The sequence below is a fragment of the Ottowia thiooxydans genome (assembly GCF_040548795.1).
GTDB classification, from domain to species: Bacteria; Pseudomonadota; Gammaproteobacteria; order Burkholderiales; family Burkholderiaceae_C; genus Ottowia; species Ottowia thiooxydans_A.
This window is the reverse complement of the sequence record NZ_JBEPSH010000008.1, coordinates 354888-379964: the sequence shown is the minus strand read 5'-3', so window position 1 is coordinate 379964 and position 25077 is coordinate 354888. Positions and strand designations below refer to the sequence as shown.

The window sequence follows — 25077 nt, the reverse complement described above, 5'->3', positions numbered from 1 at the left end:
TTAATAGACGGACTTCTTTCCATTCATGGCTACCCTCATTTGCGGCTCCCTCGCTTTCGACACCATCATGGGCTTCGAGGGCCGTTTTGCGACCCAGATCCTGCCTGAGCAATTGCACATACTGAACGTGTCGTTTCTGGTGCCAACGCTCAGGCGAGACTTTGGTGGTTGCGGTGGCAATATTGCCTATGCCATGCACCAATTGGGAGGCACCCCTCTGCCGATGGGCACGGTGGGAACCGATGGCGCCGATTATCTGGAGCGCCTGCGCACACTCGGCATCTCCACGGACTTCGTGAAGGAGGTGAGCGACACCTACACCGCGCAGGCCATGATCATGACGGACCTGGACAACAATCAGATCACGGCGTTTCACCCCGGCGCCATGATGCAGGCCCATGTCACACGCATCACTGCGCGAGAAGATATTCGTCTGGGCATTATCTCGCCCGATGGTCGCGACGCCATGCTGCAGCATGCTGAACAGTTTCACGCGGCGGGCATTCCCTTCGTGTTCGATCCAGGCCAAGGCTTGCCGATGTTCGATGGGGCAGAGTTGGCGCACTTCGTTGATCTGGCCAGCTGGGTCACGGTCAATGATTACGAAGGCAAGATGCTGTGTGATCGCATGGGAGTTGACCTGGCGGAACTTTCGCGCCGCGTACGCGGGCTTGTCGTGACGCTGGGTGGTGAGGGCTGTGAGCTGTGGGAACAGGGCCAAAAAACTCTGGTGCCTGCTGTGAAGGCCAGCGCAGTGGTCGACCCCACGGGGTGTGGAGATGCCTGGAGGGGGGCTCTGCTCCATGGGTTGGAGCAAGGGTGGTCATTGCACAAGTGTGCCACCTTGGGCAATCGCATTGGTGCCCTCAAGATTGCTGCGAAAGGTCCGCAGAACTACGTGGTGACGCCTGAGTTGCTCTCAGGCCTGGATTGAATTTCCTCAAGCTTGAGTTGAGTTCATTTTGACGTAAAAAAGCCCGGCAGATTTTCAAATGCCGGGCTTTGATTTATCGACCCTTGCGGGCCGAAAGGCTCACACGCCTCAGGGCTTGCTAGCCATTGGGAATGGCCATGCTGCCTGTGGATTCAGCGTCGTTTGTGCCGCAGGGGCAGGCTTTTTAGCAGGCGCTTTCTTCGCGGCTGCTTTTTTGGCCGGTGCCTTCTTGGCAGCTGGGGCTTTTTTCACTGCAGCTGCCTTTTTGGCAGGAGCAGCTTTCTTAGCAGGAGCAGCTTTCTTCGCTGGTGCGGCCTTCTTAGCAGGAGCAGCTTTCTTCGCTGGTGCGGCCTTCTTAGCAGGAGCAGCAGCTTTCTTCGCTGGTGCAGCCTTCTTGGCAGGAGCAGCAGCTTTCTTCGCTGGTGCAGCCTTCTTGGCAGGAGCAGCAGCTTTCTTCGCTGGTGCAGCCTTCTTAGCAGGAGCAGCAGCTTTCTTCGCTGGTGCGGCCTTCTTAGCAGGAGCAGCAGCTTTCTTCGCTGGTGCGGCCTTCTTAGCAGGAGCAGCAGCTTTCTTCGCTGGTGCGGCTTTCTTCGCTGGAGCAGCAGCTTTCTTAGCCGGTGCGGCTTTCTTAGCTGGTGCAGCAGCTTTCTTCGCTGGGGCCTTCTTCGCGGCCGCTTTTTTCGCAGTTGCCATGTTTTTCTCCTTGATCAAGTTGAACTTTCAACAGGGAACACTTCGTGCCTGTTGAGCGCACGAAGCGATTCATGGCGCTGGGGCTTGCGACTCCAGCGCCATGAACACGGGTGCATCACCCCACTCGCTTCTTTGAGCGAGAGTGGAGTGGTGCAAAAAAATAAACGCACGTTAATGTCGTTTCTTTCAGTCCCAGGAAAGAGCGCCGCCGGACTGATACTCGATCACCCGGGTTTCGAAGAAGTTACGCTCTTTCTTCAAATCGATCATCTCGCTCATCCATGGGAATGGGTTTTCCTCATTCGGGAAGAGCGGCTCCAGGCCGATCTGCGTGGCACGCCGGTTGGCGATATAGCGCAGGTAGCCTTTAAACATGGAGGCGTTGAGGCCCAGCACGCCGCGTGGCATGGTGTCCTCCGCATAGCGGTATTCGAGTTCAACAGCTTGTTCAAACAAGCCTTTGATCTCTGCTTTGAAAGCCGGCGTCCACAGGCCGGGATTTTCGAGTTTGATCTGGTTGATCAGATCAATGCCGAAATTGCAATGCATCGATTCATCACGAAGGATGTACTGATACTGCTCGGCGGCGCCGGTCATCTTGTTTTGCCGGCCCATGGCAAGAATCTGCGTGAACCCGACGTAGAAGAACAAACCTTCCATCAGGCATGCGAAGACAATCATGCTCTTGAGCAAGGTCTGATCGGCTTCGGGAGTTCCCGTCACAAACAACGGATCTGAGATCGCATCGATGTAAGGGATCAGGAATTCGTCCTTGGCACGGATCGAACCTACCTCGTGGTACGCATTGAAAATTTCCGACTCATCGAGCCCCAGCGACTCGACGATGTATTGGTAGGCGTGCGTGTGGATCGCTTCTTCGAATGCCTGGCGCAGCAGAAACTGGCGGCATTCAGGCGCCGTGATGTGGCGATAAGTCCCCAGCACGATGTTGTTGGCGGCCAGCGAATCAGCGGTAACGAAGAAACCGAGGTTGCGCTTGATGATCCGACGTTCGTCTTCTGTCAATCCGTTGGGATCTTTCCAGAGGGCGATGTCGCGGTTCATGTTGACCTCTTGCGGCATCCAGTGGTTGGCGCACGTGGCGAGATACTTTTCCCAAGCCCACTTGTACTTGAACGGTACGAGTTGATTGACGTCTGTCTGACCGTTGATGATGCGCTTGTCTGCTGCGTTGACGCGGCGTGCGCTGACAGGGGCAGTTGCTGAATCTGGCGTAGATGGTGCAAGCGATTCAGATTTAGAAGCGAAGACAGCGCGCTCGCCGACGCTTGATGTATCGCGTGGCGTTTGCATGAGAGGTTGCAGTGCTGGTTGCAAAGCAGGCCTTGATTCTTCGTCCCAGGTCAACATAGAAATTTCCAATGCTTCAATTATGGGAGCAACAGCGCGAATTGAAAAGTGTTCACGCTGTTGGCTGCCAAATATTTGTTGTTATGTGGCATCGCCACGAGAACTTTTACTGATCACCACTTCCATTGATCCTTTCATCGCCGGGCCGTCCCAAGATGAAAGACGGCCCCCTCGGGGGGCGGCGGACCACGCATCGCGGGCAAGCGTGGAGGCCTTTCATCGCCGGGCCGTCCCAAGATGAAAGACGGCCCCCTCGGGGGGCAGCGGACCACGCGAAGCGGGGAAGCGTGGGGGCTTCATTTCATTGGCACGCTTCGCAGCCTGGGTCATCGATCGCGCAGAACTTCACGTCAGTTGCAGGTGACTCCATCAACGTTTCCGAAGACGCGAGTGCAGGAGCCGAAGCCTGCTTGCCTGGTGCTCCAGAAGTCTGGCTTGAACCAGAAGAAACCGAGTTGAGCCGGTCCGATTGCACGGTCGATTTTTCTGCGTGCGTTGCACTGGAAGTGCGCAGGTAGTAAGTGGTCTTGAGGCCACGCAACCATGCCAGCTTGTAGGTCTCGTCGAGCTTCTTGCCAGAGGCGCCAGCCATGTAGATGTTCAGACTTTGCGCCTGGTCAATCCACTTCTGGCGGCGCGATGCGGCTTCCACCAGCCATGACGGTTCGACTTCGAACGCAGTGGCGTAGAGGTCCTTGATGTCTTGCGGCACACGATCGATGGGCGCGAGTGAGCCATCGAAGTGTTTGAGATCCATCACCATCACATCGTCCCACAGGCCCAGGCGCTTCAAGTCTCTGACCAGGTAATGATTGATGATGGTGAACTCACCGGAGAGATTGCTCTTGACCGAGAGGTTGCCAAAGCAAGGCTCGATGGATGCATCGACGCCGACGATGTTGGAGATGGTGGCGGTAGGTGCAATGGCGACGCAGTTGGAGTTGCGCATACCGTCTTTTGCAATCTTGCGACGCAGCGAATCCCAGTCAAGGGTGGAGGAGCGGTCTACTTCTACATAGTTGCCGCCGCGCGATTGCGCCAGCAGATCCAGGGTGTCCAGAGGCAGGATGCCTTTGTCCCAGAGTGAGCCGCGGTAGGTGGAGTAGCGTCCGCGCTCGGCTGCCAATTCGGTAGACGCCCAATAGGCCTCGTAGCAGACGGCTTCCATGGAGCGATCTGCAAAAGTGATGGCTTCGGGCGAGCCGTAGGCGATGCGCAATTCATACAGGGCGTCCTGAAAGCCCATGATGCCCAGGCCCACCGGCCGGTGGCGCAGGTTGGAATCGCGTGCTTTCTTGACGGCGTAGTAATTGATGTCGATCACGTTGTCGAGCATGCGCATGGCTGTGCTGATCGTGCGCTGAAGCTTGGCGTGGTCAATACCGCCATCTTTCAAGTGCTGCAGCAAGTTGATCGAGCCCAGGTTGCAGACGGCCGTTTCCGTGTCGCTGGTGTTGAGGGTGATCTCGGTGCAGAGATTGCTCGAGTGCACTACACCGGCGTGTTGCTGAGGGCTGCGAACGTTGCAGGCGTCCTTGAATGTGATCCATGGATGGCCGGTTTCGAACAGCATGGAGAGCATCTTGCGCCAAAGGTCGATCGCGGGCAAGGTCTTGCTGGGTTTGATCTCGCCACGCAGGGCGCGATCTTCGTAAGCCACGTAAGCTTTCTCAAAATCGCTGCCGAACAAGTCATGCAGGTCTGGCACGTCGGAGGGCGAGAACAGGGTCCAGTTGCCCTTTTCCATGACACGGCGCATGAACAGGTCTGGAATCCAGTTGGCTGTGTTCATGTCGTGCGTGCGGCGGCGGTCATCGCCGGTGTTCTTGCGCAGCTCCAGGAATTCCTCGATGTCCAGGTGCCAGGTTTCCAGGTAGGTGCAGACTGCGCCTTTGCGTTTGCCGCCCTGGTTGACTGCCACGGCAGTGTCGTTAACCACTTTCAGGAATGGCACCACGCCCTGTGATTCGCCGTTGGTGCCTTTGATGTGGCTGCCCAGAGCACGTACGCGCGTCCAGTCGTTGCCCAATCCGCCTGCAAACTTGGAGAGCAGGGCGTTTTCCTTGATGGACTCGTAGATGCCGTCCAGATCGTCAGGCACCGTGGTGAGGTAGCAGGACGAAAGTTGTGAACGCAGCGTACCGCTGTTGAACAGCGTGGGAGTGCTGCTCATGAAATCGAAGGAAGAGAACAGCTCGTAGAACTCGATCGCACGTGCTTCACGGTCGACTTCGTTCAAAGAAAGGCCCATGGCAACACGCATAAAGAAAGCCTGGGGCATTTCAATGCGGGATTTGCGCAGGTGCAGGAAGTAGCGGTCATACAGGGTTTGCAAGCCCAGGTAGTCGAACTTCAGGTCGCGCTCTGGCTTGAGCGCTGCGCCCAGACGGGCCAGGTCAAACTGCTGAAGCCGTTCATCCAGCAGGCCGCCTTCCACGCCTTTCTTGATGAATTGAGGGAAGTACTCTGCGTAGCGGGAAGCAAGTTCTGGCAGGCTGACGGTCTCGCCCAGGACTTCCTTGGCAATCGTGTGCAGCAGCAAGCGGGCCGTGGCGTAGGTGTAGTCCGGCTCTTTCTCGATCATTGTGCGCGCGGCCAGGATGGCGGCTTTATAAACTTCTTCGACGGGAATGCCGTCGTAGAGGTTGCGCAAGGTTTCCGCCAGGATGGGCTCGCCGCTCACGTCGGCTCCCAGGTTGGCGCAAGCCAGGTCAATCAACTCCTGGAGGGCCGGCATATCCAGCGCCAGTTTCTGGCCTTTGTCCAGAACATGCAGTGCAGGGGTCTCTACGATGGCTTCCGCTTTCTGATGAGCGCGCTCCTGGGCTCGGCGCTCCCGGTAGAGCACGTAGGCGCGCGCAACCTCGTGGTTGCCGCTGCGCATCAGGCCCAATTCGACCTGGTCTTGCACGTCTTCAATATGAAAGGTGCCGCCACCAGGACGCGAACGCATCAAGGCGCGCACCACGGTCTGCGTCAAGCCGTCGACCACTTCGCGCACGCTTGCGGAGGCGGCGCCCTGGGTCCCGTGAACAGCCAGGAATGCCTTCATCAGGGCCACTGCAATCTTGGTCGGCTCAAAAGCAACGACGGCGCCATTGCGCCGCATGATCTGGTAGCTTGCCAGCGCATTGCCAGCGCCCGGGGTAGGGGTGGCGTGCTCTGATGAGGTTTTGGGGCGGGTGGTTTGGGCGGGCGCAGCGGCCGTAGCTGATTGCATGAGGTCCTCTCAGTAAGTTGTTGTTGTCTCGGTGAAATGAGGTGCGCGGCCTGCCAGATCGGGCGGCGGCGCTTTATTCTGCGTAGGCCATGACGATACACTATATGTAGTGCTTTGTTCAAGTGAGAGGCACTACTGGTTGTGTAATTTTATTTCTTCAAAACCGGCATTTTTCTCGTTCTGGGGCGCTTGTTCCGCTTGTGCAGCCGTCTGTTGGGGTGTAAGTGCTTGGATTGCAACGGGCCCAGTCAGCGGCTTTTCGCCCCGTGAAAAGAGGTGCGCGCTGTTATGGAAGAGAGTGCGGCTGCGCGAAAAACAACGTTCGCTCGAGCTGGTGTGCGAGGTGCGGTCAGCCTGTCTTTTCCGTCGTGCGGCGCATCCTGGCGGATCCTGAGAATCTGTCCCAATCGAACGGCGATGCCTTGATGTCGCCCTTCAGTTCGTAGTTGGCGGCGTGGCTGATCAAGCCGTTCAAGAGCGCTTCGGCAGCGATGGACATTCTGGTATCTCGGGGCTTGCTTATATATATGGGCCTCACGATGTCCCTTGCGCTGATGCGCCTGGTGCTGATTTCGCGGCGGGCAAAGTGAGCGTGTGCGCAAGCCGGCACCATGCAGGACCCGAATCCGGCCGCCACCAACCCGGCCTGGGTCGCCAACTGCTCGACCTCCAGACCAGAATCCGTCGCGCCAGCTTCTTCCAGTATCTGGCGTGCAGGGGCATAGCCGTCACGCGTTCGAACCAGCATCTTGTGCGTGCCATGCAGATGAATGAAAGACATGCCCCGCAGATCGGAAAGGCGCAATTCCTTGTTACCCGGCGCCGCGCTTCCCAGCGGGCTGGCGATGTACATGGATTCTTCGAAGAGGGGTTGGAAGTCGACCTCCTGAGGTGAGCCTGGTTGCGAGCTGATGGAGAAATCGACCAGACCCTGGCGCGTCATTTCACCGCACCGCTCCGAAGACACATCGAAAAGGCTGACTCGAACCTGTTCGTGCTTTTTTCGGAAAGGCCGAAGGGCGCCGGGAAGCCAATACTCCGCGAGTGAGGGCACAGTGGCGATCGTCACATGGCCTGCCTCCAACGTGGAGACGGCGCGCAAGTCGGTCTGAACGAGGTCCAGCTCCTTCACGATGCGCCTGGCACTGCCCAACAAACGCTCGCCTTCAGCAGTCAAGCTGACGCCTCGGCGGCCGCGTGCAAACAGCCGAACGCCAAGCTGCTCTTCCATGCGGGCAATCAGCTGACTCAGGGCAGACTGAGTCATGTGGCACCTCTCCGCCGCAATGGTGAACTGAAGAACGTCGGCCAAGGTGGTGAAGGCTCGAAGGTCTCGCTCGGATAGGTTCATCAGCATCTCTAATCAAAAGATCACTAATATTAATTTTACATATACCTCTTAAAAGCGAAGAATCCGCTAGGCGCAACGAAAGAGGGCGCGGCGTGAGTGGTCGATCAGGCACCGACCTGCAAGACATAGGGGCCAGGCCTGGAGCAGAGTTGCTGACAGCGATGCCCCACTCATTTGAAAATCCAAGGAGACGACATGAATTTGCTTTCACGTGTGGTTTTGACGCTGGGCGTCGCCATGACCGGTTTCACGGCAGCCGCTGATGACGCCCCCATCAAGGTCATCCTCCCTTTTGCGGCGGGAAGCGGTACTGACAATATTGCGCGACCTTTATTCGACGAAATTTCCAAATCCACCAAACAGGTTTTTGTTTTTGACAATCGCCCGGGGGCCAGCGGGGCGATCGCGGCGCAGGCCGTGGCGCAGTCGGCACCAGATGGTCGAACCTTCATGGTGACCACCAATACAACGCACACCATCAATCCGGTCTTGTTCAAGAAGTTGCCTTACGACCCCATCAAGGACTTTGCGCCGGTCGCGATGGTCGCCACTTCGCCGTACCTGCTGATGGTCCGCAAGGACATGCCGGTCTCCAACGTCAAGGAGTTGATGGATTGGATCAAGCGCAACCCTGGCACTGCGTCTTATGGCTGGGGGGCTGCAGTGAGCCAGATGGCGGGAGCGGGGTTCTTGAAGAGGTATGACTTGAACGCTGTTGGCGTGGCCTACAAGAGCAGTCCGCAAGCAGTGACGGACCTCATGGGAGGGCAGATTTCGTTCATGTTCCTGGACCTGGCGGCTGCGGTGCCTCACCTCAAGGGCGATCGACTCAAGCCGCTTCTGGTCACTGCGCCCAAGCGCCTTGCTCAGTTGCCTTCGGTGCCCACCGCGTCTGAGGCCGGTGTCAAGGACTTCGACGTTTCAGCATGGATAGGCGTGTTTGCCCCCGCTGGCACGCCTGCACCGGCTCTCAAAAAAATGACGGAAGATGTCTCGCAGGCCATGCGAAGCCCGGCTCTGCTGCAAAGGTTTGAGGCTTGTTGTGTGCCCGAAGTATTGGTCGGTGATGCCTTTTCCAAGTATTTGCAGAAGGACGCCGCTCAATGGGTTGAGCGGGCGGCTGCAGCCGGTATTCAACCTGAGTAGATGGGCCAGGGGCGATCACTGATGGGCGGGTGCTCGTAGCTCAACGCCTGCCGGTTGGACCTGTGCCGGCGTTCGTTCAATCCCACCGGGGCCAGTTCTCATTGCGGCTGCGCGTGCCTGCTGGGCACCGCCAAACCATGGCCACTGCGTGGCCAGAACAACTTCATCGCAGGACGGGGCGCGCGCTTTCTGGCGACCCCATGCTTTTTCACGTCATTTTCAATTGCTAGAGACCACCATGACCGCAACCCAATCCGCCGGGCTGGCCCCGCTTCACGGCATCCGCGTGATCGACATCACTGAAGTGGTCATGGGCCCTTCCGCAACGCAGATGTTGGCCGAGCTTGGCGCAGAAGTGATCAAGGTGGAGCCTCCGGGCGGCGACATGCTGCGAGCGACTGGCCCGGGAGGGCGCAAGCAGGCGGGGCCGCTTTTCCTCAACCTGAACCGCAACAAGCGAAGCCTCGTGCTGGATTTGAAGACTCCCCTGGGCCGGGAGGCAGTGCTGCGCTTGGCTGCCAATGCAGACGCGCTGGTCTACAACGTTCGGCCTCAAGCCATGGCGCGGCTGGGCCTGTCCTACGAAACCTTGCGACAGGTCAATCCCAGGCTGGTGTACGTGGGGACCTTCGGTTTCAGCCAGCGGGGTCGGTACGCGAAGAACCGGGCGTTCGATGACCTTATTCAAGCGGGTGTGGCCATTCCCGCCGCTTCCATGATGGCTGGCAGTGAAACGCCGCGGTACGCGCCACTCAACCTGGCTGATCGCGCCACGGGCATGTACGCATTTGGAGTGATTTGCGCCGCCTTGTTGGCACGTGAGCGCACTGGCGTGGGCCAGGCTGTCGATGTGCCCATGTTCGAGACGATGGCTACTGTGATGCTCGGAGACCATCTTTACGGCCATACCTTCATACCGCCACGGGGATCTTTTGGATATCCGCGCTTGCTCAACCCACAACGTCGGCCATTTCAAACGCTGGATGGTCTGGTCTGTTGCCTGGTCTATACAGATGATCAGTGGGCAAATTTTCTTGGTGCCGTCGGCGAGGCCGATCTATTCCAGCGCGACCCCCGGTTTGTGGATGGAGAAACAAGGACCATGCATTCCGAGGAGCTCTACAAGCTACTCGCGGAGAAACTCGCCCAGGAAACATCTCAGCATTGGAAGACTTTGCTGGAACCGCTGGGTATCACCGTATTCAGCGCTCACACCTTCGAGACTTTGCTGGAAGACCCGCATCTGAAGGACATCGGGTTCTTTCAGGAATACGAGCATGCCACCGAGGGAACGCTCCGAACCATGGCGGTGCCCAGTGAATGGTCCTCATCCACGCTTCCTGCATTGCAGCCGCCCCCGCTTGTCGGGCAACACAGCAGCGAGATTCTGCAAGAAGCTGGTTTTACCCAGGAGGAGATTGACGAGATGGTCCGAATGAAGGTCACAGAGCTGGCTGGGCCAAGCAAGACATCTGCTTGACTCACGCGCCTGATTTTTTGTCACTCCCGGAATTTCTTTCATGATGAACTTTGACCTTTCTGACGACCAACTTGCCATTCGCGACGCCGTTCAGGCGATTTGCGATGACTTCGGACCCGACTACTGGCTTGAACGAGACCGTGATGGGGTGTGGCCCACTGAGTTCTGCGACGCCATTGCCAAAGGCGGTTGGTTCGGGGTCACCATGCCAAAAGAGCAGGGCGGAAGTGGTTTGGGCATCAGCGCGGCGGCCATGGTCATGCGCACCATAGGCAAGTTGGGTTCTGCTGCCGTGTCCTCCATCCACCTCAATATGTTTGGACCTCAGCCCGTGGTGGTTTTTGGCACGGAAGAGCAAAAAGCACGGATGCTGCGCCCCTTGATCGCTGGCAAGGACCGCGCCTGTTTTGGCGTGACTGAGCCCAATGTGGGCTCCGACACGACCAGAGTGAAGACCTTTGCGCGCCGCACTGCAGATGGTTATGTGGTGACGGGGCAGAAGGTATGGACTTCCACCGCTCAGCAAGCGAACAAGATCTTGCTGGTGGCCAGGACAACGCCTATTGAAGAGTGTGCACGCCCGATGGACGGCGTAACCCTTTTCTATACGGATCTGGACAGGTCCAGCGTGCGCATCAGAGAGATCGAGAAGATGGCGCGCAAAGCTGTTGATTCGAACGAGCTGTTCATCGATGGCTTGCACGTTCCGCTTGCGGATCGAATCGGCGAAGAAGGCAAGGGCTTCAAGTATCTGCTTCACGGCTTGAATCCCGAACGTATTTTGGTGGCGGCATCCGTGCTCGGCGCAGCGGAAGCGGCGTTGATGAGTGCTGCGGCTTACGCCAAGGAGCGTGTGGTGTTCGGACGGCCCATCGGGCAAAACCAGGCTATTCAGCACCCACTTGCCGAATGCTGGATGCGGCTGCAATCTGCGGAACTGCTGATGTGGAAAGCCGCAGCCCTCTACGACGCAGGCAAGCCCTGCGGACTGGAGGCCACTTCAGCCAAATACCTGGCAGCCGAATGCCACTTCGAATCCTCTTTGCGTGCAGTGCGTACCCACGGAGGGTTTGGATTTGCCAAGGAGTACCACGTCGAACGCGGATTCCGGGAGAGTGTTTTGAGTCTTTTGGCGCCGGTGACTCAGGAACTGGCGCTTTGCTATGTGGCTGAGCAGGCGCTGGGGATGCCGAAGTCTTATTAGGAGCGTCAAAGTTATGGAGGCGCGCCGACCTCTAGGGCCCAAGATGAGGCCGAACGCAGCGATGGCCCGAATGGGGTTCCCGCCCCTTTAGCCGCGCCAAGGAGCGGAGGGCCAGGGGCGGTGGCCGCCACACCCAGCGCATCTGCGGCCTGTCCCTGACTCGCCGCATGATGATCACCGGAGACCGCATCTCCGGCGCCGAGTTCTACCGCCGCGGCATCGTGGAGACTTGCGTCCCAGCGGATCAGCTCATGCCCACAGCCATGGAAATGGCCCGCCGCATCGCCAGCAAAAGCCCGCAGGCCAGCCGCACTGCCAAGCAGGCGACATCCACAATTGAGTTCATGGCTCTGCGCAACGGTTACCGGTTCGAGCAGAACATGACCGCCGAGCTCAGCAAGTCTGATTACTCGCGTGAAGCCATGCGTCCATTTGCGGAGAAGTGGCCTCCGGTTTTCACGGGTAGTCGATCGGTAGCTGAGAGGCAGCAAGCGTTGGCATCATTCGAGCGCCGCTGGCCCTCACTACCATTTGTCGTGTCCTCAACTAACGACGAGGAAGGGCTGGCACTCAAACGCCGCTGGCCCTCACCCTAACCCTCTCCCGCATGCGGGAGAGGGGAAAACCCCCTTCGCTTGCGACTGACTGCTCGAGGGCCGAGCGCAGCGATGGCCCGAATCAGGCTCCCAACCCCTTTGGCCGTGCCGAGGAGCGCAGGGCAAGGGGTGGGCAAGAGCACTGCAAGATGCTCTTGCTTCGTGAACTAGCTTGCGGCAGCTGTTTGACCGAAGAGAGCGAAGTGAACGAAGGGAGTTCTGCCGCACCGCCCCTTGCCCGAGCACCACAGGTTGCCCGTAGCGCAGCGAAGGGACACGGACAGTGGGGTCGCCTTTTCTTTGGTTTCTTTCTTTTGGCGACGCAAAAGAAAGAGACTGCGCTGCCGGGCGCACATCCCGGCCTCCGATCTGAAGTGAAGAGCAGAAGGGAATTACCAGCCACCGCGCCTAAAACTACCGCTGCTTGCCCTCACCGGTTGGCCAGACTCGCCCAACGCCATCCCAGAGGGAGACGGGAAAGAAGTTACGCAGCGATCGGGAGCACGGCTGACGTTGTTCAAAAGACCGGCGCTGAGCAGGCTCATTCAAGACGCCGGGAATCGCTCTTCAGACCAACCCAAATTATTCCGCAACTCATCCCAGTCAAACCCAACCCCAGGGTCCTGCTTACGCCCAGGCGCAATGTGCTCATGCCCGCTGATAGCGCTGATAGGGTAGTGCCCTGCAATGGCCGCACAGAGGCTGCTCAGTGTTTCGTACTGAGCCGGCTCGAACACCCCCCCCTCAAGCCCCTCAAGTTCTATACCCACCGAAAAATCATTGCAGTTGCTCCGCCCCTGATGGCAGGAAGCGCCAGCATGCCAGGCTCGATCTGAGCAACTGACGAACTGCCAGAGAGCGCCGTCACGTCGCACATAAAAGTGGGCAGAAACTTCGAGTCCCCGGATGCCCTGGAAATAGGGGTCTTCTTCCCAATTCAGCTGATTGGTGAATAGCGCCTGGACGTAATCGCCTTCGAAGCGACCCGGCGGCAAGCTGATGGAGTGCACGACAATCAGATCGACTTCGGTGCCGACCGGCCTGGGCCCAAAATTGGGGGAGTCAAGCCGACGTGCGTGCCGGTACCAGCCTTGATCCCAGAGGCTCTTGCCAGTGTCGGTGGCGGGCAGGGATTCAGGGGGTTTCGTCGGCATTGTCTTCACCTACCGGACCGGTGATACCCAAGCGCGCCATTCTGTAGCGGATCTGGCGCAAATTCAGCCCTAGTCGTGCTGCAGCCGCGGTACGGTTGAAGCCTGTCTCGGCGAGTGTACGAACCAGCATTTCCTTTTCCTGCACATCCAGCCAGGCTTGGAGGTCGGCTGGAATAGCGGATGAGTCAGGCGAAATCGAGGGTGTGGTCAGGCAAGCTGCTGGCTTGCCAGTTGACGGCAGGCCCAAATCGCCCAGGCCGGAGTCGCTGGCTTCGCTGTCGCCCTCGCCCAAAGCCAGGGAGCGATGGAGCAAGTTTTCGAGTTCCCGCACATTGCCGCGAAGAGGCGCGTCATTGACCTCGCTCAGCAGACGGGTGGAGACCGGTTGGGGCTCGGTGCCGGATTCAGCAGCGATGCGCTTGAGCAGCGCTTCGCACAGATCGGGCAGGTCTTCTCGACGCTCGCGCAGTGGGGGCACAAGAATCTCGATCACGTTGAGGCGGTAGAAAAGATCTTGCCTGAACCGACCGGCCTGCACTTCTGCGGCCAGATCCTTGTGTGTCGCGCTCACAATGCGTACATCGACAGACTCCTCCAGTGTTTCTCCGAGCGCACGCACGCGTCGTTCCTGAATGGCCCGCAGCAGCTTGGCCTGCATGGCCAAGGGGAGATCGCCGATTTCATCAAGGAACAAGGTGCCGCCACGGGCGGCCTGAAAGAACCCGGGGCGGTCCTGTACGGAGCCGGTGTAGGAGCCTTTGCGGGCTCCAAAGAACTCGGCCTCGAGAAGGTTCTCGGGAATGGCTCCGCAGTTGACGGGAACGAAAGGCCCTGCGCTTCGCTGGCTGCACGCATGAATGGCCCCTGCTACCAGTTCCTTGCCTGTACCCGATTCGCCCTGGACCAGCACCGGCGCCATGCTGGTGGCGACCTTGACAATGCGCTGTTTCACTCCCCGCATGATGGCCGAGTTCCCCACCAGCCGGCCTAGCGCCACGGACGCCGCATTCTCAGAGGAACGCTCCAAGTTGGCGGCAGCGGCATGGGTTGAAGCCTGGGGCGAGCTTGCCAGTGAGGGTGTCGATGCCGATGATTGCAGGGCGGAGGCCACGACGGTGCGAAATTGCTTCAGATCTACGGGTTTGGTCAGGTAGTCAAAGGCTCCGGCCTTCAAGGCTTCGACTGCGTTTTCGGCCGAACCATAGGCTGTGATCATGATGCAGCGTTCGGGGCGGCGTGCGGTGGCGACCTCACGCAAGAGTTCCAGGCCAATGCCATCCGGAAGCCGCATGTCGGTGATCAGGATGTCAAAGTGCTGCCGCTCCAATTGCTCACGCGCCTGCGCAAGGCTGGCGGCTGCCTGCACGCGGTGACCTTCGCGAAGCAAAGTGAGTTCGTAGAGGGTGCGCAGGTCTGGCTCATCGTCGACGACCAGGACGTGAGCGGGTTCTGATAGGGAATGGGAATTCATGGCAAGTCCTGCAGAGGCGGGCGAGAAAAACTCCCGGGGGCGCGCCTCAGGCTGAGGAAAAACTCATTTCCATCGACAGGCTTATTTTCACGTTCACGCGGTGAACGCTCATAGCTGATGGAGCTCGCGTGTCGCTCGCACAACTCGCGGCAAATGAAAAGCCCTAAGCCAGTGGAGCGGCTTTCGGATGAGAAAAATGGCTCGAACAGATGGCGCCGAACGGTGGGCTCCATGGCGGCGCCGTCGCTCCACACGGCCAGCATGACGGGGCCGTCACGCACGACATGTGTTTTGACTTCTATGGCTTTGGGCGAACGGCTGGCATAGCGCAATGCGTTGTCCAGTAAATTGATGAGAACCCGTCGCAGATGCTCTCGCGAAAACTGGACGTGGACTTCAGGCGCTTGCAACTGGATGTCCAGAATCGCGCCCGCGCCGTTTTGTTGCGCCCAGTCCCGGCAGATGACCTCGGTGCAGGAGTTCAACTCCACCACCTCGTCAAGCCCATCGTCGACCTGGTGTTGTACGCGAGCGATAGAGAGAACGTCGTCCACGATATGACCCAGCCGCTGTGCGTTTTGTCGCACCATCTCGCTCAGGCGCCGGTGCTCCGGTTTCTCGAGTTCTTCTTCCAGTAACGCATTGGCTTGGCTGATGGCGGCCAGAGGATTGCGTATTTCATGGGCCACTGCGGCAGACATGCGTCCCATGGCGGCGAGCTTTTCCGTGCGCAGTTGCGCTTCCATTTCCCGCATGTCCTGAAGAAACATGACGCACAGGCCTCTGCGCCCGTCGTGCAGGGACGGGGTCAGAAGGGTTCGTACCTGCAGGTGTGAGCTTTGCAGATCGGCATGGCGCAGGACGATCTGAGCGGAATCCACCGCTCTGTCGACAAAGCTCATGTGCGCTATCTCGGCAAGTTGTGACCAGGCCGGGTTGTCGTCGAGGTTGAAGATCGGCGGAGTGACGTCTCGGTCCGAGTTCAGGATCAGTCTGGCCGCAGGGTTGGCCGCACGTACCACGCAATGGGCATCGACCACCAGCACACCGTCGGATAGCGTTTCGATGACCATATTGTTGACCATCGATTGCTCGCGCGCCTCCGCACGGTTACGGCGAGCGGTGCGCTCTTCCCGCGCCAATCGACCTGCAAGGTGGCTGATTAACCACCCCAGCACCAGCAATCCGGCTCCGGCGAGCGCCGTCTGGGCCCATTCTGTACTGCCTGCCCAGTCCGGCGAGGACGTGGATCTGACCGTAAAGCCCAGCAGCAGCAAGGTCGCGAGTGCTGCGGTTCCCAGAGCGAGCGCCCGAGATCCGAGGATAGCGGCCATGAGAACTGGAAGCGCCAACAGTGGGGAAAAGTTGAGGCTGTTGATCTGCTGCAAGAAGAGCAGGCCGAAAAAACCGAGGTCAGCACCGGCCGTGTACAACCATTGGCCATCGAAGTGGCGACCTTGCCGCCGGGGATGCGCCAACAATCGAACCGCGAGTGTCAGAACCAGGTAAGCGGCAGACAGGATGAGCAGCCAGGCCGGTGCCGTATGGCTTGCAAAATAGAGAAACAGGTACAGACTCAGCAAGGACAACGCGATCATCACGCGCGCGGTCATGAACGCCCTCCACAGGCGCGCGAAGTCCGAATCTTCAGGATTGCCCAGGTCTGTCTCCAGGGTCAGCTTCGAGCTGAGACCCGAGGGCATTCGCGCCGAGTTGAACCATGACGACTGGTCCGCCGGCCTGGCTTGTGTCATTAGTAGCGCCCTTGGGTTCCAGGGACCTCAGTCTGGAGTGGCACAGGGCAGACTGCGCCTTGCCCTGCACTCTCTGGCGCCTCGTTGCATGGCCAATTTCTCAGTTCCACAGGTCTATTCCTGATCGCGATGAGCGATAGAGCAGTAACTGCCTCGAGGGCCGGCCACTGCGTCCGACTTGGGAAAGTGCACACCACAGACCGGACAGCTGAGCATAGGCTGGACTGTGACGGCCTTCTGGGTTTTTGGGGGCCTCTGGGGGTCTTGCTGCTGGGACAGACGACGACCTCTTTTCCAAAGCCAGACGCCGGCAAGGACAGCCAATAGGAGGATCAGAATTTTCATGTGGTTCGTCCCAGCAATACCTCGAGCACGAAGCGCGAGCCTACGTAGCCCAGCAACAACAATCCCGCGCCCACATAAAGTACCCGGACCGCGCGTCGCCCGCGCCAACCCCAGAGCCAACGCCCTAGCAGCAGAGCCGCAAACACCAGCCAGGACAGGGTGGTAAATATGCGCTTGTGATCCCAGCGCCACTGTGTGTGTGACGAGCCGTACAAGGTTTCACCGAACAAGGCGCCGGCCAGCAGAGTCAGCGTGAGCAGCACAAAGCCCGCGCCGACAAAGCGGAACATCAGGCGCTCCAGGGTCAGAAGCGGCACGCCTCCGTCGCTACCCGGTGCGGCGTGTCGCATTTGAGCTTCTGCGCGTGTCATCAGCCAGCCATGAGCCACCGCGGCGGCGAACATGCCGTAGGCGGCAATGCCCAGGGCCCAGTGCAAGGGCAGCCAGGGCGATGAGGTAGCGGGCAAGGGTGTGCCGGGAAAAAGCAGCGCCAACACAATGGCCAGCGCTCCGAATCCCGCAAGCGCCCACCGCGCGCGAAGTTTGGGGTAGAGTTGGCTCTCCACCACATAGGCGGTCAAAACCAGCCAGACAGTGATGGACAGGGCCGGTGCAAAGCCAAAGCGGGGGACCTCGCTCAGCATGCTGGAGGCCAGCAGCAAACCGTGCAGACCCCAGGCCAGCAGCAGCACGCGCCGTGCGCTGACGGTGCCAAGAGTTTGAGCGGCCAGTGCCGGAATGGCGTAGGCTAATGCCGCCGCCATGCCAAGCAGCAGGCCGATCGGAGAAGCGCTGGCTAGAATCATGGTCACAGTTTAGCGGCTCGGGCCTCGAATCCAGGCAGTCGCATACATTCTTCGGCTCTCTTTCCAGGCAGTCGCGTTCATTCTTCGGCACACTTGCATGCGATCCTTGCCGCGCGTGCCCCAAATTATGGCTACAGCCCTTACCGACAAACTCTCTGGCCTGGTCAAAAAGATCTCTGGCCAGGCTCGTATCACTGAAAGCAACGTCGCGGACATGCTGCGCGAAGTTCGCATGGCCTTGCTCGAGGCGGACGTCGCACTGCCCGTCGTGCGGGACTTTATCGCCCGGGTGAAAGACAAGGCTTTGGGTCAGGAAGTCCTGGGCAGCCTGAAGCCTGGCCAAGCGCTGGTGGGCATCGTCAATCGGGAGCTGGCCGCGACCATGGGTGAAGGCGTGGCCGACCTGGATCTGGCAGCTCAGCCGCCGGCCGTGATCCTCATGGCTGGCCTTCAAGGCGCAGGTAAGACCACCACAACCGCCAAACTGGCTCGCCATCTGATCCAGAAGCGCAAGAAGAAGGTGCTCACGGTCTCGGGTGACGTTTACCGTCCGGCCGCCATTGAACAGCTCAAGACTGTGACCGCGCAGGCAGGTGCGGACTGGTTTCCTTCCTCTGCCGATCAGAAGCCGCTGGACATCGCGCGTGCCGCCCTGGATCATGCACGCCGCCACTACTATGACGTGCTGCTGGTGGATACCGCAGGGCGGCTGGCGATCGACGAAGCCTTGATGCAGGAAATCAAGACCCTGCATGGTGCCTTGAACCCCGTGGAGACCCTGTTCGTCGTCGACGCGATGCAGGGCCAGGATGCCGCCAATACGGCCAAGGCCTTCAAGGATGCTTTGCCCTTGACGGGCATTGTGCTGACCAAGATGGACGGCGACTCGCGGGGCGGTGCAGCGCTGTCGGTTCGGCAGATCACGGGCGCGCCTATCAAGTTTGCCGGGGTGTCCGAGAAGATAGATGGCCTGGAGGTGTTTGATGCCGAGCGCCATGCAGGCCGCATTCTTGGCATGGGAGACATCCTGGCATTGGTCGAGCAGGTTTCTACCGGCGTTGACCTGGAGGCCGCCAAGAAATTGGCTGATAAGGTCAAGAGTGGTAGCGGCTTCGATCTGCAGGATTTCCTCGGACAGCTTCAGCAAATGAAGCAGATGGGGGGCTTGGGCAGCCTGATGGACAAATTGCCTACGCAAATGATGGCCAAAGCCACAGACGCGGATCTGAATCGTGCTGAAAAGGATATTCGCCGCAAGGAGGGCATCATCAACAGCATGACGGCTCAGGAGCGCAAAAAGCCAGACTTGCTCAAGGCCAGCCGAAAGCGCCGCATCGCTGCGGGCGCGGGGGTGCAAGTGCAGGAGGTCAATCGTTTGCTCAAGGAGTTTGAGCAAATGCAAGGCATGATGAAACAGATGAAGGGCGGCGGTCTGATGAAGATGATGCGCCGCATGGGAGGCATGAAAGGTCTGATGGGGGGCGGCATGCCTCCCGGGATGGGCCCAGGCGGAAAGCCTCCTTTCTGACGCATGAAAACCGCCCCCGATCTGTCGTTTCTTGAGGGTGTGACCCAGGTTCGTGTGCTCATGGTCTGCATGGGCAATATCTGCCGCAGTCCCACGGCTCAGGGTGTGCTTGAAAAGCAGTTGAAAGGCACTGATCTCCAGGAGCGTGTCTGGGTGGATTCAGCCGGTACGCACGACTACCACGTTGGTGCACCGCCGGATGAGCGCGCGCAAATGCATGCGGCCCGCCGCGGCATTGATCTGACTGCCCAGCGGGCGCGACAGTTGGTCTTGCGCGATTTCGATGAGTTTGATCTGGTGCTGGTCATGGACTCATCCAATGAACAGGCCGCCAGGGCTTTATGTCCCCCGGACCAGCGGCACAAGATCTTCCGCCTGACTGATTTCTGCGCCATCGATGGCATGCACGAAGTTCCTGACCCCTACTATGGGGGCGCGTCAGGATTTGAAGGAGTTCTGGATCTGGTCGAAAACGCGTGCACGGGCTTGCTGGGGTCTTTGAATATCCAGGATGGCGGCACCTGATTCACACCGCACCCAGGCATCGGCCTTCTCGTGCCAACTGGGCAAATTCTTCTCCCAGAAAATCCAGTAATTGCCGAATCGCAGGACGCATGCCGCGGTGCGAGGCAAAAGCGGCCTGAATAGTCCCGGCAGGAGGCGCCCATCCGGGCAGCAGTTCCAGCAGTCTGCGTTCCACGAGCGCCTCATGTACCAGCATGCGCGGTAGCGCAGCGCAGCCGACGCCGCTCAAAGTGGCGCACATCAGCGCCCCCATGTCGTCGGCGATCAGGCGCGGTTGATGCCTCACCTGCGCTATCTCTCCCGAAGGGCCGATCAACGTCCAGTGCGATTCGTCCGGAGAGTTTCCCAATCCGAGGGTGGGCAACTGGGTGAGTTCGGAGGGTGTTGAAGGCGGGGCGGTGGCGGTCAGCAGTTGCGGCGCGGCGACCAGGATATGAGGGCTGCGTGCCAGAGCCTTCACGATCTCTTCTGGGTGGGCAGAAGACATGGATCCGTCTGCCGTGGGAAACCGCACGCGCAGCGCGAGATCAACGCCGTCATGCCATAGGTCGACATTTCGGTTGGTGGATTCCACTCGCAAGGTGACCTCTGGCCACATACGCAAAAAGCGGGAAAGCATGGCCGCCACGGCATGTTGCAAAAGCGCGGGCGGGCAGGAAATCCGTACGGTTCCCCGCGGGGTGGCGGTTTCTTCCGCAGACAGTGCCCGGGCTGCATCCGCTTCAGCCAGCATGGCGCGAACATGCTGCAGCGTTCGTTGACCAATTTCCGTGACCGCGAATCTCCGGGTGCTGCGCTGGATGAGGCGAACGCCAAGACTTGCCTCCAGATCAGCGATACGTCGACTCAGCTTGGATTTTGGAATACCGGTGGCACGCTCTGCGGCGGCAAAGCCACCGTGTTGCGCTACTTGGGCAAAGTAGGCGAGATCGTTCAGGTCTTGCATGGTTTCAATAAAAGCAATGGTTCCAGGCCATGGCGCTACCCGAAAGGACGGTCATCGGTCAGCAGGCCGAATGAGTTTTCAATGAGTTTTTGTTCTACATATAGGACGATGTGTGGCATTTTGGACGCTTTTATTATTCCTGTCCTGCCCATACTATTAATACATGCGCTGGCAGATCGGCTTGGCGCTCCACTCGCAGGAGTTTGAGATGAAGAAAGTTCTGAACACACGCAGCGCCCCTGGCCGCCACTGGGTCGGTAATGGGTTTCCTGTGCATGGCATGTTTGGCTACAACGGTGAGGGCGTGGCTGAACGCAGCCCATTCTTGCTGCTCGACTATGGTGCGCCAACTCGTTTTGAGCCCACCACGGAGCGTCGTGGCGTCGGGCAGCACCCGCACCGCGGCTTTGAAACCGTGACCATCGTGTACGACGGGGAGGTGGAACACCGCGACTCCACCGGCGGCGGTGGCGTGATCGGCAAGGGCGATGTCCAGTGGATGACCGCCGGTGGCGGCATCATCCATGAGGAATACCACTCCGCGGAATTTGCCCGCAAGGGTGGCCCGTTTGAAATGGTGCAGCTGTGGGTCAACTTGCCCGCCAAGGACAAGATGACGCCAGCTGGGTACCAGGCCATCACGGATGCGCAGATCCCAGCGGTAGCTCTGCCGGGCGGTGCAGGTCAGGTCCGGGTGATTGCAGGCCAATTTGGTGACACCAAGGGGCCCGCGCGAACTTTTTCGCCTATCAATGTGCTGGATGTGCGCTTAGCGGCCGGTCGTACCGTGCAGCTTCCTCAACCCGAGGGTTGGGCGACGCTGTTGGTAGTGCTTGCAGGCACGGTGGCAATTAATGGGGACACGGTGCTGCGCGCAGCAGAGATGGCCACGTTGTCCACCCTGGGAACAGGCTTGGAGATTGAGGCTAACAACGATGCCAAGTTGCTGCTGCTCTCGGGTGAGCCGCTGAACGAGCCTGTGGTCGGATATGGTCCCTTCGTGATGAACACCGAAGCGGAGATTCATGAGGCCATCAACGACTTCAACGGCGGGCGCTTCGCCAAGCATTGAGCTTTTTTTGAGCTCACTGAGCTACTCGTCTACCCGGCAGCTTCGTCCTTGGGCGAGGCTGCCGCCTTGATGAGGGGCAGGCCCAGACTTTCAGCCCAGGATTCGCGCATCCAATCTGAAGTCTGGTGAAGTTGGTGCAATTGCGCGATGGCTGCTTCCTGAACGCGCGAATTCATGGCCTCTTCAAGTGGGCCCGGAGCCATGCAGCTGGCTTGCCCGAGTAAGGCCCAGGTCTGTTGGCGCCTGGTCTCCGCCAGCAGCACACATTCACAAGTCACTTTACCTACTGTCTGCGTGTCTCCGATGGCGATGGCCATTTTCATGCTGGTAAGCAGGCTTTCGTTCAAGTGCCTGGCTATCGTGCGGCCGGCCGAGCCTTCGTTTGGATCGATGCCCGCAGCCTGGCAGAGGTCACTGAGTATCTCCTGGTGCCTTTTCGCCTGGCTCAAGCATGCCTGCCATCTTGCCTTTCGGCTTGGCCGGTCTGTGCAGGCAATGGCCTCCGAGTAAATGGCCATCACCCCCATTCCCACTTCCGTCATCTGGAGAAGCAGCTCTTTCGACGCTGCGGGATCGCGCATTTTTGATGCCATTAGTGCTTTCGTAGGAAAATGTTCGCTGGACGCGGCCGAAGCAACCGCCTGTAATTGAACACAGTGGGGTTGTAACTGCTCTTCATCCGATACGCACTAACTTTTGTTAGTGCTGCGGCGCAGGAGATACACGCCCCTTTTTTAGGCCACTAAGCCTCATAATCCTCTGCCATCAGCAAGAGAGGTCTGCGTGCGTGTTCAGCGTGTTTTGCAATCTCGGCGCATTACATTGAATGACGCCGAGCGGGAGACTTTGGAGAATTCGTTCCAGTCAGTGGTCACATTGGGCCCGCGGGAAACGTTCATCGATCAAGGGGAAACCGTCAACTTCAGCGCGTTGCTGCTCGAAGGCATGATGAGCCGTCATGTAGACGATTTTGACGGTTGCCGGCAGATGGTTGCGCTTCAGGTGGCAGGTGACTTTGTGGATCTTCACGCCTACCCGCTGAAGACGCTCGACCATGACGTCGCCACGTTGACGACGGTGCGGCTGGCCATCGTTCCGCACTCTGTACTTTTCGATATTCAGCGCGACCAACCCGAACTGGCGAGAAAGCTGTGGTTCCTGACCCTGCTGGATGCCGCCATGCATCGCAAGTGGGTTTACCGGCTTGGTCGCCTGAAGGCCATGGCTCGAATGGCGCATTTCTTCTGTGAGACCTCTGCCCGTTTGGCCGCCGTCGGATTGTCAGATGGCAAGCAGTTTCCGTTGCCGCTGACCCAGTTCGATCTGGGCGAGATATGCGGAATGACCAGCGTCCATGTCAATAGAGTGCTACGGGCACTGCGTGAGGCCGGTCTGTGTACCGTCCGCAATCAACAAGTGGAAATTCTGAATTGGAATGGTCTGGCAGCGGCAGGGGCGTTCGAGCCTGGTTACCTCTACCTTGACGAAGCCATGACCAAGCGCTTTTCCGGCAAGGTGACTGAAGAGCAAGCCGTCCGGGCAAGTGCGCTAGACGGGAGTCCTTCATAGAGGCAGCGCTTTGCGGTGCCATGCTCAAGTGAGCGCTTCCTAGCGGCTCTCCTGGTCAGCGACTCGACATATAGATGACTGCTGCGGCAACGCTCCAGCAGATAAGCACGCATGTGAGGATGAGTTCTTCGTCCGCCTGAAAAACATCACTCCCCGCAAGTGGAAGTGCACATGGCTTGCTGCCATGTGGCCATGACACGACCTTGTTGTTCCTGCGGCTCCATGAGAGTCTTCAGGACGCCTCCGTCCATAGAGCGAAGCCTTCATCGACGTGCTTGTCTCGGACCGCGCAAACCCCAATAGTTCTCTCAATTGCTTTTAAAGCCTCACGGCGGCAAAATCCTCCGGATCGTAAACAAAATGTAAAAAAAGTATATGAATGATGGATTCTTCAAGCGCGTAGTTGGTGGAGCCGTCATGACTTGCGGCGTTTGTTTCGGAGTATTGATGTTCAGCGCCGTCCAGGCAGCTACCCTGCAGGTGCAGCCTGGGGGGACGGATACCGGCAATTGTCAGGCTCTACCCTGCCAGAGCATTGCTTATGCGCTCTCTCAAGCAGCCGCCAGTGGCGACACCTTGCAGGTCGCCGCGGGGACTTATGTCGAGCAACTGACCATCAATAAAAGCGTGACCGTGCTGGGAGCAGGTAGCGCCAGCACCATCATCCGCGCGCCGGCGGTCCTGGCGACCAATCCCGCCATTTCGCCTGGCAGCGGCGGCCAATTGACTGCGATTGTGTTCGTGACGGGGGCTTCTACTGACGCCAGCATGAGCGATCTTCAAGTGCGCGGCCCCGGGCCTGGCTCCTCGGGTTCTATCGGGTATGGTGTCTTCGTGGGTGGCAATGCAAGGTTCACGCTCGACCATACCCACATCACCGCCATTCGCGATGAGCCGTTTGCAAACAGCCAAAATGGAGGTGGCGTACGTTTTGGAGCACCGGGCACGGGGCAGGTAGGTCTTGGTCAAGTGCTTGATTCCGTGATCGATGGGTTTCAGAAGAACGGGGTGACGGTGTCCAATGCCGGCTCCCACGTGACGCTGCGCGGGAACACCATCACCGGAACCATGCCGCCGCCTACCATTGCTCAGAACGGCATCCAGATCAGCGGCGGTGCGGTGGCGCTGGTGGAAGACAACACCATCTCCAATCTGCAGTGCAGTACCTCCAACCCTAACTGTGGGCTGGATGGCTCGTGGTCGATTGGCGTACTGCTTTCGAGCGCCGGCGCTGGCACGGAAGTCATCAACAATCGTGTCAGCCATGCCGATGGAAATCTATATGCGGTCGGTAGCAGCGCCCAGGCATATACGGTCACGGGCAACGGGTTCAGTGATGCGACCTATGTGAATGTCACGGCCGGTGGCGTGGCGCTGAATATGATGGGCAATACGCTGTCGGGCGCGGAAGTAGGCTTGTTTGCAGCAGGTTCGAGCACCGCAACCACGGTCAATTTGAATGGTGGTAATCGCATCTTCAATGCGACCCGGCAGGGCATTCGCACGGTGACATCACCTGGTGCCCTCCCGGTTCTGGTGAGCGGAAGCGGCAACCAGTTCTACAGCAACCTCACAGGCGCAGAGAACCCGGATCTGGCGCCCGCCATCGTTCTGGATCTGCCATGCAACTGGTGGGGAAATTCGACCGGCCCGACCCATCCAGGTAATCCTCTGGGACGAGGCAACTCTGTGTCTGATGGCATTCAATACATCAATTGGGCCATCGACAATACGACGTTTGCCTGCGTGGGCAACCCACAGCGCAATGAATTCATGGCGCGTACGCCAGCACCTGTTCCATCGAATGGCCTCTGGGGGCTCTTCGCGATGGCGCTCGCGCTGGCTGGATTGGGATCCTTAACCTTGCGCGGCAGACCAGGGGCTTGACGACTGCAGTACGCGGTAGGTTTAG

General features: G+C 59.0%; 20 protein-coding genes and 1 pseudogene. 10 read left to right on the top strand and 11 right to left on the bottom strand.

Annotation, left to right across the window (positions count from 1 at the left end; all coding sequences use genetic code 11):
• Positions 1-25 precede the first annotated feature (25 nt).
• Complete coding sequence (locus ABIE13_RS21070) at positions 26-934, top strand: carbohydrate kinase family protein (protein ID WP_354447059.1); 909 nt, start codon at positions 26-28, stop codon at positions 932-934.
• A gap of 108 nt (positions 935-1042) precedes the next feature.
• Here the strand turns inward: ABIE13_RS21070 and ABIE13_RS21065 are convergent, their stop codons facing one another.
• The 4 genes from ABIE13_RS21065 to ABIE13_RS21050 form a co-directional block, all read right to left on the bottom strand.
• Positions 1043-1627: a histone gene (locus ABIE13_RS21065; protein ID WP_354447057.1), complete on the bottom strand. Its 585-nt coding sequence runs from the start codon at positions 1625-1627 to the stop codon at positions 1043-1045.
• A 186-nt stretch (positions 1628-1813) separates the two neighbouring features.
• Positions 1814-2998, bottom strand: a complete 1185-nt coding sequence (locus tag ABIE13_RS21060; RefSeq protein ID WP_354447055.1) for a ribonucleotide-diphosphate reductase subunit beta — start codon at positions 2996-2998, stop codon at positions 1814-1816.
• A gap of 301 nt (positions 2999-3299) precedes the next feature.
• Positions 3300-6218 (bottom strand): ribonucleoside-diphosphate reductase subunit alpha, encoded by a 2919-nt coding sequence (locus ABIE13_RS21055; protein ID WP_354447053.1) that lies wholly within the window; start codon positions 6216-6218, stop codon positions 3300-3302.
• A 349-nt stretch (positions 6219-6567) separates the two neighbouring features.
• Positions 6568-7569, bottom strand: a complete 1002-nt coding sequence (locus tag ABIE13_RS21050; protein ID WP_354447051.1) for a LysR family transcriptional regulator — start codon at positions 7567-7569, stop codon at positions 6568-6570.
• Between the two features lie 195 nt (positions 7570-7764).
• Between ABIE13_RS21050 and ABIE13_RS21045 the strand changes: the two genes are divergently transcribed.
• The 4 genes and pseudogenes from ABIE13_RS21045 to ABIE13_RS21030 all read left to right on the top strand — a co-directional run.
• Positions 7765-8715: a Bug family tripartite tricarboxylate transporter substrate binding protein gene (locus ABIE13_RS21045; RefSeq protein WP_354447049.1), complete on the top strand. Its 951-nt coding sequence runs from the start codon at positions 7765-7767 to the stop codon at positions 8713-8715.
• Positions 8716-8953: 238 nt separating this feature from the next.
• Complete coding sequence (locus tag ABIE13_RS21040; protein WP_354447047.1) at positions 8954-10195, top strand: CaiB/BaiF CoA transferase family protein; 1242 nt, start codon at positions 8954-8956, stop codon at positions 10193-10195.
• A gap of 43 nt (positions 10196-10238) precedes the next feature.
• A complete protein-coding gene (locus ABIE13_RS21035) occupies positions 10239-11399 on the top strand; it encodes an acyl-CoA dehydrogenase family protein (RefSeq protein WP_354447164.1) in 1161 nt (386 codons plus the stop codon).
• A gap of 137 nt (positions 11400-11536) precedes the next feature.
• Positions 11537-11995 (top strand): annotated as a pseudogene (locus ABIE13_RS21030) (enoyl-CoA hydratase-related protein); the annotation flags it as partial.
• 545 nt (positions 11996-12540) lie between these two features.
• On the opposite strand, the gene ampD reads toward ABIE13_RS21030, so the two are convergent.
• The 5 genes from ampD to ABIE13_RS21005 all read right to left on the bottom strand — a co-directional run bounded on the left by ampD (position 12541) and on the right by ABIE13_RS21005 (position 17525).
• Entirely contained in the window at positions 12541-13149 is a 609-nt protein-coding gene (ampD, locus tag ABIE13_RS21025; protein WP_354447045.1) for a 1,6-anhydro-N-acetylmuramyl-L-alanine amidase AmpD, read from the bottom strand.
• Complete coding sequence (locus ABIE13_RS21020; protein WP_354447043.1) at positions 13130-14620, bottom strand: sigma-54-dependent transcriptional regulator; 1491 nt, start codon at positions 14618-14620, stop codon at positions 13130-13132. Before ABIE13_RS21020 ends, ampD begins: the two co-directional genes overlap by 20 nt.
• A complete protein-coding gene (locus tag ABIE13_RS21015; protein ID WP_354447041.1) occupies positions 14617-16374 on the bottom strand; it encodes a sensor histidine kinase in 1758 nt (585 codons plus the stop codon). Before ABIE13_RS21015 ends, ABIE13_RS21020 begins: the two co-directional genes overlap by 4 nt.
• 114 nt (positions 16375-16488) lie before the next feature.
• On the bottom strand, positions 16489-16719 hold the full coding sequence (locus tag ABIE13_RS21010; protein ID WP_354447039.1) for a PP0621 family protein: 231 nt from the start codon (positions 16717-16719) through the stop codon (positions 16489-16491).
• Positions 16716-17525 carry a cytochrome C assembly family protein gene (locus ABIE13_RS21005; protein WP_354447037.1) on the bottom strand — a complete coding sequence of 270 codons (810 nt, stop codon included), beginning with the start codon at positions 17523-17525 and terminating at the stop codon, positions 16716-16718. The genes ABIE13_RS21010 and ABIE13_RS21005 overlap by 4 nt, the downstream gene beginning before the upstream one ends.
• Before the next feature lie 127 nt (positions 17526-17652).
• On the opposite strand from ABIE13_RS21005, the gene ffh reads away from it, so the two are divergent.
• Both ffh and ABIE13_RS20995 read left to right on the top strand, forming a co-directional pair.
• Entirely contained in the window at positions 17653-19053 is a 1401-nt protein-coding gene (gene ffh, locus ABIE13_RS21000; RefSeq protein WP_354447035.1) for a signal recognition particle protein, read from the top strand.
• 3 nt (positions 19054-19056) lie between these two features.
• Positions 19057-19578, top strand: a complete 522-nt coding sequence (locus tag ABIE13_RS20995) for a low molecular weight protein-tyrosine-phosphatase (RefSeq protein ID WP_354447033.1) — start codon at positions 19057-19059, stop codon at positions 19576-19578.
• Position 19579: 1 nt separating this feature from the next.
• Here the strand turns inward: ABIE13_RS20995 and ABIE13_RS20990 are convergent, their stop codons facing one another.
• Positions 19580-20524: a LysR substrate-binding domain-containing protein gene (locus ABIE13_RS20990; RefSeq protein WP_354447032.1), complete on the bottom strand. Its 945-nt coding sequence runs from the start codon at positions 20522-20524 to the stop codon at positions 19580-19582.
• A 208-nt stretch (positions 20525-20732) separates the two neighbouring features.
• Here ABIE13_RS20990 and ABIE13_RS20985 point away from each other — a divergent pair, with 208 nt between their 5' ends.
• Positions 20733-21596 (top strand): pirin family protein, encoded by an 864-nt coding sequence (locus ABIE13_RS20985; protein ID WP_354447030.1) that lies wholly within the window; start codon positions 20733-20735, stop codon positions 21594-21596.
• Positions 21597-21625: 29 nt separating this feature from the next.
• Here the strand turns inward: ABIE13_RS20985 and ABIE13_RS20980 are convergent, their stop codons facing one another.
• Positions 21626-22189 carry a hypothetical protein gene (locus tag ABIE13_RS20980; RefSeq protein WP_354447028.1) on the bottom strand — a complete coding sequence of 188 codons (564 nt, stop codon included), beginning with the start codon at positions 22187-22189 and terminating at the stop codon, positions 21626-21628.
• A 190-nt stretch (positions 22190-22379) separates the two neighbouring features.
• Here ABIE13_RS20980 and ABIE13_RS20975 point away from each other — a divergent pair, with 190 nt between their 5' ends.
• Complete coding sequence (locus ABIE13_RS20975; RefSeq protein ID WP_354447026.1) at positions 22380-23165, top strand: Crp/Fnr family transcriptional regulator; 786 nt, start codon at positions 22380-22382, stop codon at positions 23163-23165.
• A 375-nt stretch (positions 23166-23540) separates the two neighbouring features.
• Complete coding sequence (locus ABIE13_RS20970; RefSeq protein ID WP_354447024.1) at positions 23541-25052, top strand: right-handed parallel beta-helix repeat-containing protein; 1512 nt, start codon at positions 23541-23543, stop codon at positions 25050-25052.
• Positions 25053-25077: the final 25 nt, after the last annotated feature.